Source organism: Alteromonas sp. S005 (genome assembly GCF_036864475.1).
Classification (GTDB): domain Bacteria; phylum Pseudomonadota; class Gammaproteobacteria; order Enterobacterales; family Alteromonadaceae; genus Alteromonas.
On sequence record NZ_JAZETN010000001.1, the window covers coordinates 1 to 15,481 of the forward strand.

At 43.5% G+C, this 15,481-nt stretch carries 11 protein-coding genes; 2 read left to right on the forward strand and 9 right to left on the reverse strand.

Going from position 1 to position 15,481, the window contains the following annotated elements:
• Positions 1–26 precede the first annotated feature (26 nt).
• The 3 genes from V7R55_RS00005 to V7R55_RS00015 all read right to left on the reverse strand — a co-directional run bounded on the left by V7R55_RS00005 (position 27) and on the right by V7R55_RS00015 (position 5,325).
• The gene (locus V7R55_RS00005) at positions 27–1,763 is read right to left on the reverse strand and encodes an AMP-binding protein (RefSeq protein ID WP_334056280.1); all 1,737 of its coding nucleotides are present in this window, start codon (positions 1,761–1,763) and stop codon (positions 27–29) included.
• 357 nt (positions 1,764–2,120) lie between these two features.
• Entirely contained in the window at positions 2,121–2,699 is a 579-nt protein-coding gene (locus tag V7R55_RS00010) for an EF-hand domain-containing protein (protein WP_334056281.1), read from the reverse strand.
• 256 nt (positions 2,700–2,955) lie between these two features.
• Positions 2,956–5,325 (reverse strand): DNA polymerase II, encoded by a 2,370-nt coding sequence (locus V7R55_RS00015; RefSeq protein ID WP_334056283.1) that lies wholly within the window; start codon positions 5,323–5,325, stop codon positions 2,956–2,958.
• 436 nt (positions 5,326–5,761) lie between these two features.
• On the opposite strand from V7R55_RS00015, the gene V7R55_RS00020 reads away from it, so the two are divergent.
• Positions 5,762–6,793, forward strand: coding sequence for an MBL fold metallo-hydrolase (locus V7R55_RS00020; protein WP_334057117.1), 1,032 nt, complete (start codon positions 5,762–5,764; stop codon positions 6,791–6,793).
• A 65-nt stretch (positions 6,794–6,858) separates the two neighbouring features.
• Here V7R55_RS00020 and V7R55_RS00025 read toward each other — a convergent pair whose 3' ends face one another.
• From V7R55_RS00025 to V7R55_RS00050, 6 genes are all read right to left on the reverse strand, one after another.
• The gene (locus V7R55_RS00025) at positions 6,859–8,169 is read right to left on the reverse strand and encodes a sensor histidine kinase (protein ID WP_334056284.1); all 1,311 of its coding nucleotides are present in this window, start codon (positions 8,167–8,169) and stop codon (positions 6,859–6,861) included.
• A complete protein-coding gene (locus tag V7R55_RS00030) occupies positions 8,169–8,753 on the reverse strand; it encodes a chemotaxis protein CheX (protein WP_334056286.1) in 585 nt (194 codons plus the stop codon). The genes V7R55_RS00025 and V7R55_RS00030 overlap by 1 nt, the downstream gene beginning before the upstream one ends.
• Complete coding sequence (locus V7R55_RS00035) at positions 8,750–9,115, reverse strand: response regulator (protein WP_179984543.1); 366 nt, start codon at positions 9,113–9,115, stop codon at positions 8,750–8,752. The genes V7R55_RS00030 and V7R55_RS00035 overlap by 4 nt, the downstream gene beginning before the upstream one ends.
• A 249-nt stretch (positions 9,116–9,364) precedes the next feature.
• A complete protein-coding gene (locus V7R55_RS00040; protein WP_334056290.1) occupies positions 9,365–10,543 on the reverse strand; it encodes a pyridoxal phosphate-dependent aminotransferase in 1,179 nt (392 codons plus the stop codon).
• Positions 10,544–10,562: 19 nt separating this feature from the next.
• Positions 10,563–11,384, reverse strand: coding sequence for a sulfite exporter TauE/SafE family protein (locus V7R55_RS00045; RefSeq protein ID WP_334056292.1), 822 nt, complete (start codon positions 11,382–11,384; stop codon positions 10,563–10,565).
• A gap of 113 nt (positions 11,385–11,497) precedes the next feature.
• A complete protein-coding gene (locus V7R55_RS00050) occupies positions 11,498–14,098 on the reverse strand; it encodes a TonB-dependent receptor plug domain-containing protein (RefSeq protein WP_334056294.1) in 2,601 nt (866 codons plus the stop codon).
• A 397-nt stretch (positions 14,099–14,495) separates the two neighbouring features.
• Here V7R55_RS00050 and V7R55_RS00055 point away from each other — a divergent pair, with 397 nt between their 5' ends.
• The gene (locus V7R55_RS00055; RefSeq protein ID WP_334056296.1) at positions 14,496–15,476 is read left to right on the forward strand and encodes a LysR family transcriptional regulator; all 981 of its coding nucleotides are present in this window, start codon (positions 14,496–14,498) and stop codon (positions 15,474–15,476) included.
• The last annotated feature ends 5 nt before the right edge of the window (positions 15,477–15,481 follow it).

Here is a 15,481-nt window from a genome sequence, read left to right on the forward strand (position 1 = left end):
GTTTGGAAGAAACAAAAATAATGGGGTTATGCTTCGGTTTGTAGGGCTTGTTTCTTCAGTGTTTCTATCATGTATTCGCGCATTTTAAACTTCTGAAGCTTTCCTGTTACTGTCATGGGGTACTCTTTCACTACGCTGATGTATTTGGGGACTTTAAAGTAGGCTAGTTTGGATTTAAGGTAGTCGCGTATCTGATCTTCGTCTATATGTCGATTTTCCTTTGCCTTAATCCATAGGCAGACTTGCTCGCCATATTTGTTGTCAGGAATACCAAAGACAGCGGCGTCTGACACATCCGCATGTTGATATAAGACTTCTTCAATTTCTCTTGGATAAATGTTTTCGCCACCACGAATTATCATGTCCTTTATTCTACCAACAATAGTGACGTAGCCTTCTTCATCCATTTCTCCAATATCGCCTGAATGAAGCCAACCTTCATCGTCTATGGTGGCTTTCGTCTTAACCTCATCGCCCCAATAACCTTTCATCACACAGTAGCCTCTCGCGCAGATTTCGCCAGGTTCTCCAATAGGCACCGTATTGTCTTGGGGATCTATGATCTTCACTTCTGTATGGGGCATAGCGCGTCCTACTGTTTTTACTTGCTTTTCAAATGGCGAGTCAATGTCAGTAATATGATTGATAGGGCTACACTCTGTCTGACCATAACCTATAACGACTTCGGTCATATGAAATTCACTATGCACTTTACGCATTAGTTCCTCAGGGCAAGTACTTCCTGCCATAACGCCCGTCCTTAATGTTGACAGGTCAAAGCTCTTGAAATTGGAAAGTTCGAGCTCGGCGATGAACATGGTTGGTACGCCATGTAATCCCGTACACTTTTCTTCTGCTACCGTACGCAGCGTTGTCTCAGGGTCGAAAGACTCTCCAGGGAATACTGCGCATGCTCCTGATGCTAAGCAAACTAAGTTGCCTAATACCATTCCAAAGCAGTGGTAGAGCGGTACTGGAATACAAAGTTTGTCTTTGTGTGTGAACCTCATTGCTTGTGATACTAATAACCCATTATTTAGAATGTTTCCGTGCGTTAGCGTTGCGCCTTTCGGGTTTCCCGTCGTGCCGGAAGTAAACTGGATATTGATGTTGTCGTCTGCGCTAAGTTTCGATTCAACGGCCTCCAATTTAGATTGAAGCGCTGCTGTTGGTTCTATTTGCAATGCAGAAAAAGCCTCTAATCCTTTTACAGTCATATCGCCAATCGTGTATACATATTTAAGTGAAGGCAGCTTAGCAAGCGTTAGAGGACGCTTTGGTGTGTTCTTATCTTGGCTGTCTATTTCAGGTGCAAGCTCTTTCAGCATGGCGACGTAATTTGATTGCTTAAAAGACTGCGCCATCACTAAATGCTTTACCCCAACATTGTTGATAGCAAAGGCCAATTCATCAGGACGATAAGCGGGGTTGAGACACACCATAATCGCGCCAATCCGGGCCGTGGCCATTTGTACCAGTGACCATTCGATGTTATTGGGGGACCATATCCCAACTCGATCACCTGGCTCCACACCATTGGCAATTAAACCACAAGCCACGCGTTCTACTTCACGCCAGTATTGCAGATAGGTCCAGTGAACATCTTGATGTTTTACGATGATTGCAGGGTTATCACCATAATTGTCGACAACCTTTTTGAAATATTGACCAATTGTGAGTGATGTGAGATCGGCATTACTAGGACCTCTAAACTCACTTTTTTGAAGTGGAAGTACTGTGTTTAGCTGTAACTTTGATTCCATTGTCTCTTGCCTCCATGCGCGTACGCATCTGATTTAAATGTAATTTATGATAGCCACTATTAAGTATTCTTAAGTGAAATACACAATTACGAATATTGCGCTGATTACATATCACGTAATTACATTACAAAATGTTTAATCATTATTAACAATATTGTTGCAAATGAGTTTTGTCGACAAGATGTTAGTCGTATATGGTGTTGTTCAACGAGTAATATTAACGTTTCGTCGCAGGACGTTTTCTAAATGGGGCTAGTTAAGGAGTTTCGTGGGCTTTATGTCGAGAAAGAAAATAAAAAAGCCCCGCACTTTAAGCGGGGCTACATAGTTGGGAATATTATGAATTACTTAGTTTAACTATTCTGATTCAATCTCTTCAAAATAGGTACGGTATTCCATACGGGTTATGTACGAATCACCATCTTCATCCATTGAATCAAAGTCGCCTTCAACGTCGGCCATTACTAGTTCCTTCTCACTAATCTTACCATCGCTATCCATATCGATTTTAGTGAACTGAGTATTGGCTGTTGCAGACATCTCAGTACGCAACTCCTTATTTTTTTCTGAAATCATTTCATTATCAGCTTTAGAAAAAAGTGCTGGATTACCTTCTTCAGTTAGCACAGCGTCTGTAGTGCCTTCTGTTTGAACTTGAGTGATAACCTCATCACTGAACATAGATGGTTTTTCATCAACAAATGTGTTGAACTCTGCGCGGCTAACCATGCTGTCACCGTCGGTATCCATCTTTGATACTAACATGCTGTCGATAATACCTGATGACTCTGAGCCTACGATGTAGCCATTACCGTCTTGGTCGAGCGCATTAAAGCTCTTAGAAATTTTTTCTTCATGGTGACCTGCGAGTGCTGATGCAGAAAGTGTAGCGGCAACAACGGCACTAGTAATCATACTTAACTTTGTGATCTTCATAATCAAATTCCTTCTGTTTCTGTTTGCGAACACGGGCTATCAATTGCCCTAATCACTAAATTGAACGCATGTTGATTGAAGTTAAACCTTCGCACAAACCTATTTAGTTACTCACAGATACTTTATTCACTTGTCGTGCCAAAGAGGTAAGGTATTGAAAATAAAAACAATAACTTAATAGGAGAAAAGATTGAGGCTGGAACGCTTTTGTTAATTTGTAACGAAGCCTGAAAGATCTTCATACAGATAAACGTAATTAAAATAAGGAAAGTTGGGTGTTAGCTATGCGTTCAAAACTAAGGGATATCATTGGCAAAATACTATCAGCAATGGGTTTTATCTGTTTCTCGATATAATGGTCATAGTCAAGCGGCGCAGAGATAGTTTCTACTGTTTGTGGCCCTTGAACAGTAATTACATAGGCTATGGAAGTATTAGATTGGTAGCGAAGTGGCAATCCCTTTTCTTCAAATAACTTGTCGGCCCGTCTCGCCGCTTTTACGTGAGGAGGAAGAGATTTTACATACGAAGAAAGTGGTTTTCTAAGTCGCTTTTTATAGATCAACTTGTCATCCATATTTCCCGCTTTTACCGCGTTTAGGGCTTTATTGATGTACTGCTTTACAGGTTCATTGGTAAAGACTCTTTTGTATAATTCGTATTGGAACTCTTTAGCAAGCACTGTCCAATCTGAACGCACGTTCTCTAGGCCCTTAAAGACAAGCTCACCGTCTTTCATCCCTGCGTAGCGCTTCTTACTGCCTTCAGAAGAGCCACGAATTGTTGGCATAAAGAAGGTAGAAAAATGAGATTCAAACTCAATCTCCAAATGGCAGTCAATGTCGAACTGACGTTTAAGTAACTCAGCCCACTTCTGATTAATAATTTTTGCAAGCTCGCGACCTGTTTCAGAAGGCGTACCGAGAGCAGTATTTCCTTCAACATGCACAAAGGTTGAATCGGTATCACCGTAAATGACTGTATAGCCTAGTCCCTCAATCCAACTCGCGGTAGTTTGCATGATCTCATGCCCACGCAAAGTAATTGAACTCGCTAGACGAGGGTCGTAGAAAGGACAGCCTCCGCTACCAAGTACTCCATAGAAGGAGTTCATCAATATCTTAATCGCTTGAGAGCGTGGCGCATCTTTTTGTTTTTTGGCTTCGTCGCGCTGAAGCCATAGGTTTTCAATAATAGAAGGTAGAAAATGTGATTCACGGCTAAATACTGCACCCTTAAAGCCTTCTATAGCGGTGCCAGGAGACTTGAGGCCTTCTGCAAGCCCTAACGGGTCAATTTTGAAAGTGCGAATAATAGAAGGATATAGGCTTTTAAAGTCGAGTACTAAAACATCTTTGTACAGACCAGGTTGGGAGCGCATGACATAACCACCCGGACTAGCTAAACCGCCATTTTCAGGTCTTACTCCAGCAACATAATACTTGCGGTGTAGCTTAGGTAAATAAACATTTAAAAACGCCGCTACCGAACCACCGGGGCGACTCATATCTAAACCCGTAAGTATGCTGCGTAATGCTAAAAAATCAATAAACTGGGTTTTGTCCTGAATGCGGTTTACCAGTTCGGTGTCTTTAAAGTTGTAGTTAGCAAGTGCAACAGGGTCGTCGTGATAAAGACGCTTAATGGCTTCAAGCTTGTCGGTCGCTTGAATAAGCTTATTTTCGCTGAGCAGTTCTTCGGATACGTGGTCAAGAGAAAAGGACTCAAACTGATAAGTCATGGTTTTAAGTGCTTCGATACCATCAATCACGCATCGTCCCGGCACATCAACGAGTGTCTGATCTTCCCACTGTCTTACTGAAGCCTCTCGGCCATGGCGGCCAATAGCATAATTGAGCGAATTTGCCTTAGCACGGCGGCCCAACACAGCCATATCAAATTGCTTAACATTCCAACCCAAAATAATGTCTGGGTCGTAGGAGGTAAGGTGTGAAAAAAAGGCTTCTAGCAGTTCTTTCTCAGACCCAACCGTAATGAGCGTGTATGGACTGTCTTCTTGCTCCTGTAATGTCTGCCCAATAAAACTCGGTGGGCAAACAAGCAGCACTACACTTTTTCCTTCACCTGCGAGTGCAATGCTGAACAGCTCCTCGTGTTCATTACACTCAATATCTATACTTAACGATGTAAAAGAAGTTCTGAAATGGCAGGGCCTGATCTGCGCATTCTCTATAACAATTTGTGACGTATCATCAACAACTTGTGGAGCAACAAACTCCACTGCGCCATATACAAAGCGCTCCATCAAATAGCGATCGGCTACGCGAATATCGGCTTCATACAATACAATACTGTGCTCTTGGGCGCGTTGACGAAGCTGATGCATGTGCGATTCGGTGGCGGTCTTGACGGTAGCCACAGGAACTTGTTCTAGTGTGTAAAAACCATCTTCTGAAATGCTGATCTTAGCTGGAATGCGAGCTGCAATGTCGTTCAATGCTGCAGATTGGTCAAGGGACACGAAGCAAGTGGGGTTTTGAGGGGACGATATTAATCTAGCGGTGTTGTTGGCGGTTTTGACCCACAGTTCAACATATACTTTACCTCGCTGGGTAAATGTACTTTTGTTGAGTATGAACCCTTGCTGTATTACTGGGGCTGACATGAATTTGTTTTTACTAACCGCTTTTTTAAAGTGTCAATTTATTAGGAAAGTCCTACGGGCGTCGACACTACTTAAATTTTAATAACCACAAACTTCCGTATTCAGTGCAAAGCACAAAAGTTAACAAGGTACGTGTGCTATAAGGACCGAAGACCATAGTATAACGTTTGTTATCACCGGCTCCTATAGATCTCTATTCGACAGATATGTTTGTTTTTGTAAGCAGAGCGAGTTAGAACGAGACTTGTTCTAATTATCTTGCATTAAAACCAAGGTATCAAACGAACAACATAGTTCTGAGCTTACGCATAAGCATTATCGAGTAAATCTTTATCGATACAAGCCAGTCGTACGAAAGCTATTTCAACAGCCATTGGGAACAGTGGAACGACTCAGCGAATATGAAAAGATGCAGGTTATAAAAAGTGAGGGCGATATGGAGTATCTATTCAACAAACAGGTAGAACCGGGCGAGGTAATTGAAGTAGCCGAAGGCGTACTTTGGCTAACCATGCCTCTTCCCTTTGAGCTTGATCATATTAATCTGTATTTGATTCGAGGTGAAAACGGCTGGGTAGTAATTGATACTGGCATCGGAACGTCCACCACCAAATCCCTTTGGAAGTGTATATTTAAGCAACTAGACGAGCCGATCGTTGGCGTTATTGTTACGCACTTACACCCTGATCATGTAGGGTTAGCAGGTTGGATTGCTGATAAGTGTGACGTACCCTTTTATATGACCCAAACTGAATATTTCACTGCGCGAGCCTTCGCAGCAGGTAGAAACGGTGCTACTAATGAGAGGGATGTACTATATTATCGACGGGTAGGGCTTGATGAATCAATGATTACAAAGCTGACGTCAGGCGAGGGTAACGGGTACAGCAGTGTTGTGTCGCCAATTCCTATAAGTTACACCCGTTTAAAACATGGTATGACGTTATCGCTTGGCGACAATGAATGGAAAGTTATGGTTGGTCGCGGCCATTCTCCTGAACACGCCTGCCTTTACAATGAAAAGAAAAATATTCTTATTTCTGGCGATCACATTCTACCCATCATTACACCCAATATTGGCGCCTATTCAACGGAGCCTGACGCTAATACTTTAGCTGATTACCTAGATACGTTGCCCCAATTTAAAAGTTTGCCGCAAAATACAACAGTATTACCCGCACATAAGCTTCCCTTTATTGGTCTTCACGAGCGAGTAGACACGCTCATTGCACATCACCACGAGCACCTTAGAGCATTATTAGATGCTTGTGAGAAGCCTCGAACGGTAGTGGAACTATTACCAGTTATGTTTAAGCGCAAGCTTTCAAGCCGTAACATGGTGTTCGCGGTGGCCGAGTGTTTGTCTCACCTTAATTACCTGTTAAATGAAGGGTGTATTTCGCGAACACTTAATGAGGAAGGTGTGTATATATTTAAAGTGTGTGAAGCGAGTAAGCTAGCGAGCTAAATAAGCCTGATAGCCCGATATCTTAAGGCGTTAATAGTTTTTTGTCATTTTATAACAATGAGTGTCTAAACTGTCTGAGAGTCTTCCGTTTCATTTTCTTCGCTTGAAGGCGCTGGCGCGGCTGGGGCTTTAGGTATCGTAATTTCTACGACAGTTCCTTTTGCTTCTTTACTGCTAACAGATATTTTACCATGGTGTTGTTCTATGGCTGTGTAAGCTACGGAAAGGCCCAGTCCTTGACCTTGCCCCTCGGGTTTAGTGGTGAAAAAAGGCTCGAAAATGCGTTTTAAGTGTTTGGCTGGGATACCGCAACCTGAGTCCAGTATTTTAATCGTTACTGATTGAGCAGCATCAATTACAGTGAGCTTTATGAAGCCCTTACCGTCTACCGCTTGTGCAGCGTTAATCATTACGTTCATCAGCGCCTGTTTTAATGGTCCTGGATTTCCCATAACCTCCACCTTTTCTTTCTCACAGTCGATTTTATATTGGGGGGCGCTGTATTGGGCTGAAATGAGCGTGATGAGCTGATTACATATGGCGCAAATATCTACAGTCTGCATACCTTCGGCAGTTTCTAGTGAGAAGTTTTTAAGGTTCTCGACAATATCTTTTACCCGTGTAAGGCCTTCAGTAGACTCTGCAATTAGCTCAGTAATATCGTCTTTCAGTAGGTCATAGTGATTCGACTCAAATAAGGCATCTATTTGTTCCTTAAGCTCGTCATTAAAGAGCTCAATTTGCCCTTTAACACCGTCACAAATCGCAAGAAGGTGCGATGCGTATTGATCTAGCGTATTGAGGTTAGCATTTACAAAGCCAATTGGATTGTTAATTTCATGAGCTATACCAGCTGCAAGTTGCCCCGTAGAGGCCATCTTTTCAGCTTGTATAAGCTGGCTTTGGGCGGTATCGAGTTTGCGAATGAGCTTTCGCTGCGCTTCGTGCTCTTTTTTTAGGGCTTCGGAAAGTTTTTGCTGGGCTCTGAAATAGCTCGCTTGAGCGGTTACATTTTGCAAGAATATACAGGCTAAACGCTGCCCGGTTTTTTTATCTTTAATAGGCAAAATTTCCATATTTTGGTACATCTGCGTCTCTTCGCCCGTAATAGGCCGAGAGCTTTTGAATGGAAATATATGCGGTCTTTGCTCCCAATAGCTAAAGCTTGGGTGCTGTAATACGAATACCGACTTTAGCCTACGCTTAAGGAACTTACCTTGCCCTTGAAACAACTCAACCACAGGCGTGTCTTTATAACAGTCGCGCATTTTGTGAGGGAGACGATCTAAAAAGAAGTCGTTGAGATAAACGACGTTAAAGCTTTCATCGACTACACCAATTCCGACAGGTAACTTACCTACCAGCTGTTCAAACATTATGCGAGTAACTCATCCAATGTGTTTTTCATGCGAGCAAGAGATTCATCGTCCAAACAAAACACAACGCGCATGCTAAATGAGGAAATTGCGATAACGAACTGAACTTCCATCACCAAGCTATGCTGCCACTGGAGCTCATCAAAGTTCGCTTTATCGGGTAAAAACAACGTAGGCATGTTCAAGTTGGTGGTAAGCTCTAACTGATCAGAAAGGCCAGCTAAACATGCGCCCGCTAAGATATTGCAAAGCTCCAGAATGATTTCTTGAATATCTTCCTTACTTAACGGTTCGTCGTAATCCATTAAAGTAGCAACTTCACTCAAACCTTCTTGTGACAGCACGGACATGACTTCACCGTGCACATCGCCTAAGAAAGACTGACGGGTATAAAAGGCATCTTCGGTTTCAAATAAAAGGCTGTAGAGCTGAGTTGGCGTGACGGCTGAGATTTTAGGTATAGAAATGTCGATTTTCGTTTCAATAAGTTGAGCGAGCGAGTTCGCGGCTTGCCCCATCGAAATATTTAGAAGTTCTTGAAGGGCATCTCTTTGCTCTTCATCCAGTGGTAGTACGATACTCATAGATACCCCAGCTCAAACAGTGCCATGGCCAACTCTTCTTTATCTAAGGGTTTGCGAAGAAAACGCTTAGCGCCTAAAGACATCACAATTTTTTGCTTTTCCGGCTGAAAATCAGCACTTATTACAATAACGTTTGGCATGTTAGACTTTTCATGTAGATGCTCTAACACGCCGACGCCATCCACTTCTGGCATGGTAAGATCTAAAAGAATGAGCGCAAATTCGTTTTCGCAGAGAGCATTTATTGCCTCTTGTCCGTTTGTTGCTTCAGTTATCTCGTATTCTAAATCTTGGGGAAGCGAGCGTATAACACTACGCCTCGACAACTTGGAATCATCAGCAACTAGTACAGAAAGTGACATTTACAGCCTCCTTGAATGGCATTTAACGTGATGCCTTTTTAGTAGAGTATGTGCAACTTTTGCGTTACTGCAACAATACCTTTGAAAATATTATTGCAGTCATGCTCTACATGAGAACTTACAGAATTGAGTATATGACAAAGGTGACTTTTGTGCGTATTAGACTTTTAGTTGAATTAGAAGGGTGGTGCTTAGGGGGGAATGAAGAGCGCTAGGCATGTATCTGAGCTGACACATGCCCCTATGTTTTTAGCCTTTTTGCATTGCCTGCATTTTTTCTAACGCAGCTGGCATTGCATCGACATAACGTTTAACGTCAGCTATTTTGCCCATGCTTACACGAGACCAATTATTGTAAGTACGATAAATGCCTCGGATAAGTACGTCTTTTTCAGCCATAGCTTGTCGAAAATACTCGGCATTGCCATCACCAAGATTAACAAAAATAAAGTTAGTACTAGAGGGCAGAGCTGTCAAACCGTTAGCCTTAACGGCGTCCATAACCATAGATTTACCTTCATAAATTTTTTCTTTAGAAAACGTTAAAAAGGCGTCGTCATTATAGCTCGCTATTGCGGCTGCTAGGCCCGCTTGGTTCAATGTGTAGCCACCCATACCATAGCGATTAATCCATTCAGTATTTTCTTCAGAAGCAATAAGATAGCCTACTCGCATACCCGCTAAACCATAAATCTTTGAGAAGGTTCTCGCTACGATGACATTGTGGCCAGCTTTAACAAGTGGGATCATAGAATGCTTTGGTGGCTCCTCGATGAGTTCGTTGTAGGCCTCATCAACTAAAACAAGTGTCTTTTTAGAGGCTTTGATACAAAATTCGCGAAGTTTATCTGGATCAAGCACTTTACCCGTGGGGTTGTTAGGGTTACAGATATGTACCATACCGATAGAGTCATTGATAGCGGCGTATAGAGCGTCAAGGTCGATGTCTAGATCTGCCGTATTAGCAATTCTTACAATTTCAGGCGCGCCTTGTTTCTCAGGTGCTTTTGAAGTGGTGTCCCAAAAAAGATCCGGACCAAGAATCTTACCGTTTTTACTGGCAGCAACGGCTGCGTAGGAAAGAATTGGGCTAGACCCTGCGCTTAGTGAAATATTCTTGCGGGTAATGCCATGACGCTCGGCTATCATATCTAACAGGGTCATAGCTGCTGGATAAGCGTAATAAGCACCACCTTGAGCAGAGGCTTGAGCAATGGCATCCAGCGCCTTTGGGCTAGGTCCGAATGGGTTTTCGTTAGCGTTTAGTTTCGCTACGCCAGGTTTTGGACCATAAATGACAGATGACGCTTCACTTGTCGCAGCACTTGTAGATTGGGCGTTAACCAAATTGCTAAAACCAGTTGCTCCTATGGCTGATGCTGCTGCCGAGCCACCTAAAAATAAACGCCTAGAACGGTTATAACTCACAGATATTCTCCTTTTTATTTTAAATGGCTTTATAGAACATTGCGCTTGAAACAATGACGAGATAAATGCCAAACAATCGCTTTAGCTTTTTTTCGCTAAAGTTATGTGCCATCTTCGCACCGATAGGTGCAGTAAAGATTGCGCCTATGCTGATAGCAATGAGCGCTGGAATGTTGATGTATCCGATAGTGCCAACAGGTAGAGAGGCCGTTTCTGGATGCTTCATAAATAGAAAACCGATGGCACCTGGTAAGCCTATCAGGAAGCCAACGCCGGCAGCGGTAGCAACAGCTTGCTGAATAGTACGTTGGCACATCACCATAGTTATGACGGTTGGCGTGCCGCCCCCAATGCCCAGTAACGCAGAGAAACCGCCCAATACAAATGCCAGCACTGCTTTGCCTATGCCTTTAGGCATATCGAACACAAGACCGGGACGCACAACAAATTCAGGGAAAAGAAAATATACAGAGTAAAGCAGTACACCTGCAGCGAATACTACGGTTAAGCCATTAGCGCTAGAGTTATTCGCTATTAGTAAGCCTCCGCCAACGCCAAGAATAAGCCAAATACTCCAAGACTTAAGGATGTCAAAATCTACGGCGCCTTTGGCTCTATGCGCCATAACAGAACGCGCGCTAGAAACCACAATTGATGCCAATGATGTGCCTATCGCAACTTTCACGAGAGATTCAGAAGGAGGGGTAAAGAAAGGAAAAACAGCGAGGAGAGCAGGAACAACAACAAAGCCTCCACCATTGCCGAATAGACCTGCGGTAATACCAGCAATAGCACCGGTTATACACAAAGTAACTACAAACCACAGTAGCTCTATTTCCATCAGTTTTTCACCCCACGTAATACAGTTTTGAACATTGAGTAACCTATTAATTTTTTCTTATGTACAATTATTTAAAAACGTAAACACCGGCTTGCGCCGGTGTTTTTACTCTGTTAAAAACGAGCAGCTAGGCGTGTGTAATAGTACCCACCCTGCCAGTCGACGATGGAACCCGAGTCGTAAACTTCACCACAACAGGCATCGCCGTTAGTACTTACATCTGGGTAGTTGTCGAACAGATTTCTGATACCTACTGAAAGAGTAAGGTTTTCACTAATTAGGTAAGAGCCTTCGATATCAAACATAAACTCGTCGCCGAAGGTTTGAATACTGTCTAAGTTTACATTCTCTCCGTCATCACTCCCCGCGTTTTCGTACTCGCCGAAGTAGCTAAGGCGAGCAACCGCTGACCATACGTCATAGCTATGAGTGACTGAGAAAACTCCGCGCATTTCGGGTGTACTATTCTCAAAATCGAACCGATCTTCAGGATCTAGGAACTCGCTGGCGTCTGAATCAAACTCTGTTTTATTGTAATTTACAGAGCCAGTTAAAACGGTTGAGCCATACTTAGTTTCCATCTTGTATGTACCTACGACGTCCAAACCTTCGGTAACAGTATCGAATGCGTTTTGGAAGAAGAACACACCACCGATTGACTCAGCACCGGACACGTTAGCTCCAGCAAGGGCGAGGTAATTTTGGTAAGCATCGTAACCTTCAGTATTTGGGTCTGTGACAACAGTTGTAGATACATCGCGCGTTGATACAGAGTAAAGGCGGTCCTCTAATTTGATATTGTAGTAATCTACGGTAAGGGTTAAGTCACCATAGTTAGCCGTCATACCTAATGTAAAGTTCGTCGACTTTTCAGGCGAAAGTTCCCTTGCTCCCAGTGCTTGTGCTACATCACCGCCAGCAGGGAATAAGCCCGTTGCTACAGGGAAACCATTAGGTAAGCGAGTCGATACGTTAGTTGTACCCTGCTGACCAGGAGTGGGGGCGCGGAAGCCTGTACCAAATGAAGATCTAAAGCCTACATCGTCGCTTAATTGATAAAATGCCGCGACTTTGTAAACTACCTCAGAGCCAAAATCTGAGTAGTCTTCATAGCGTAACGCTGCTTGGGCAAATAGCTCGTCAGTAATGTCACCTGAAATATCTGTGTACACAGCATAAGAATCGCGTTCGTATGAACCGGAGTAGTCCGGTGAATAACCCGGGAAACCGTTAGAGCCTACTCCAACTACGGTATAGACAGCATCATCTGGGTCAGCACAGTCCAATGTTGAGCCGTTTGCGATAACGGCTAAACCTGCGGTAGTAGCGGTAGTTCCGTCACAAAAGCCATATGGATCAGAGGTAGCGTAAGGACCTGCAAAATATGAGCTTACCTCACCTTCAGAAATTTCATAAGATTCGTCTAGATAGCTAGCCCCAAAAGCGAGTACGTACTCACTCAGGTCGTAGGTGAAATCAGCTTGAATTTGTGTTTCTTCGTTAGTTAAATCGCCGGGCTCAAACGATGTAGGCGACTCACTGCCCATAGAAGGGTTAATGGTATTTGCTAGCGTGTAAGAAATTTCGTTGTTGCCGTAACGACCACTGATATCGTAAGTAAGATCACCCGACATGCCCTTTATGCCACCCACCATTGAATAATCAGTGACATCACCAAAGAAACGCGGTGTAAACCCGCCAGGGAAAAACTCTGTAGGATTCCAAATAGAACCGTCTTCAAGACGGATATCTTCAATAGTCCCGTTGCCAGGGTAGCGATAGTAGAAAGACCCGTCACCTTCGCTTTCAGAATAGTTACCAAAGGCATAGAGTTCAGCTTCAGCGCTTAGCGCGTAACCCGTGTTGAAAAAGACGCGTTTTCCGCTGGTATTAGGTTGCCCCCATGGTTGTACTACGTCTGAACCATGCACACTGTTGGCCATAGCGGTAGCATCAGCGATGTACTCGGCTGATTGCTCGTCTACACAGAACCATGGTTCACAATATTGTTCGCCTCTATAGGTCGCTTCACTATCTGAGTATTCGGCTGAAATGCTGAAGAATCCATCGTCACCAAGGGCGAAACCTTTGTTTCCTGTAACAGTAATCTGGTCGCCATCACCTTCATAGTAGCTACCATAATCAATGGTGAAAGAGCCGCCCTCAGTATTGTTTTTAAGCTGGAAGTTAATTACCCCTGCGATGGCATCCGAACCATACTGAGCTGCCGCACCGTCTCGCAACACCTCAACACTTTGGATTGCTGCTGTAGGAATAGTTGCGATATCTGGGCCCTGAGTACCAGAGCCACCAATTGAAACAAGCGCTGCTCTGTGACGGCGTTTAGAGTTCACCAAAACCAAGGTTTTGTCTGTGGGCATGCCTCGAAGCGTCGCTGGACGAATAAAGGTTCCGCCGTCTGAGATAGGCTGTCTGCCAACAGAGTAGGAAGGTACAAGGGTCATTAGAACGTTGTTCATATCGGTAAACGCGACGGCTTCAACGTCTTCTGCGGTTAACACGTCAACGGGAACGGGCGAACTTGTTACTGAGCGCGGCGCACCACGAGCGCCAACAACGGCTATACGCTCTAAGTCTTTAGCTTCTGTAGTTTCCTCGCTGGCTTCTTGTGCCTGTACGAGCATTGAGGTAGTGAAAAGGGTTAATCCGGTAAGTGCGTAACGTACTGCAGTGTGGAGTTTCTTTTGATTCATTAGTGTTCCCAATCGTGCTTATTGCTACTTAATTTATGAATGCGAATTAATTGGATCTGCACTCTTTCTAGGCACGCACGAGCACCACATTGATGCATACACATCTTGTAATTGTTATTGTGTAACTCGTGTACAGGGACTAGGCTAAAAACTCTTTGCCGCTGGTGGAAGAAAGAAGAATATTCAGGGGTATAAGAAAAATATTGACCCCTTCGGAAACTCACGGTTTTCTTGATATTAGACTTAAGTAGTATCTAATGTGAGATTTTTTAGACCCATCTGTGGGCGCTTTTATTTACATTTTTGCTTCATATAACCTATTGGAATGGCATATACCTTGCTAACTTCAAATGCAGTTACGCCGGGCTATTCTCTATTGCCTTCCAAAGGGGGTTAAGTGCACTCTAAACAGCTACATTACTTTATAACCACAGTACAGCGCGGCAGTATTGCTGCAGCAGCAAGAGCCTTAGATATTGCTCAGCCTGCTATTAGTCAGCAACTTGCAAGCTTGGAGCGAGAAGTCAAAGCAACGCTGCTAGAACGAAGTTTTTCGGGTATAAGCTTAACGCCCGCTGGAGAAGTATTTTACAAACACGCAGAGAAAATAATGGGTGAAATTGACAACGTGAAATCAGCGTTGCAAGCATTTCAGGGAGAACAGCAAAAAGTAATAAAAATAGGAATGCTTCCGTCAATTGGTAACGTACTTTCCCTGCCGTTATTAACTGAAATAACGAGTAATCATAAAGCGTTGAAAGTAGAGATCAGCACTGGGCCTTCATACACCATCAACGATTGGCTCGAATCAAAACAGGTAGATATTGCTTTAACCTACCAGCAGGCGATAGAACCTAAATTTATGAGCGTGACCCCTCTTATTCAAGAAGAGCTACATCTCGTTTTTACTGGTTCCCCAGCTTATCCCGAGTACGCCAAGCTTAAAGATAAATCAATGATAAAATTCTGGGAAATAAGTGAACTACCTCTTTTATCGCCCGGAAATAAAGATGCACTTGGTCAGCTTATTGCTGATTACGAGAAAGCTACAGGAGTAAGCCTTAAGCATGATCTTGCATATTCTGGGCAGTTAATGACAGGGTTAAGGCAAGTAATGCAAGGGGAAGGGGTAATGATATTACCCACTTCAGCTATTTTTCATCTAAGAGAATCAGGGCTGGTTTCTACCCTAAAAATTACCCAGCCTGAAATGCATCGAACTGTGCTAGCTGCTACAAACAAACAGAGAAAAGCTACGCACGAATATCAGCAAATTATCGATATCATTCGAAAAGTGGTAGCAAAGGAGAATGCGCTCAAACATTGGTGCGGTACCCTAGAGTTTGCGGCGTCATCCTTTGTAGCGAAATCGGCATAATCGAG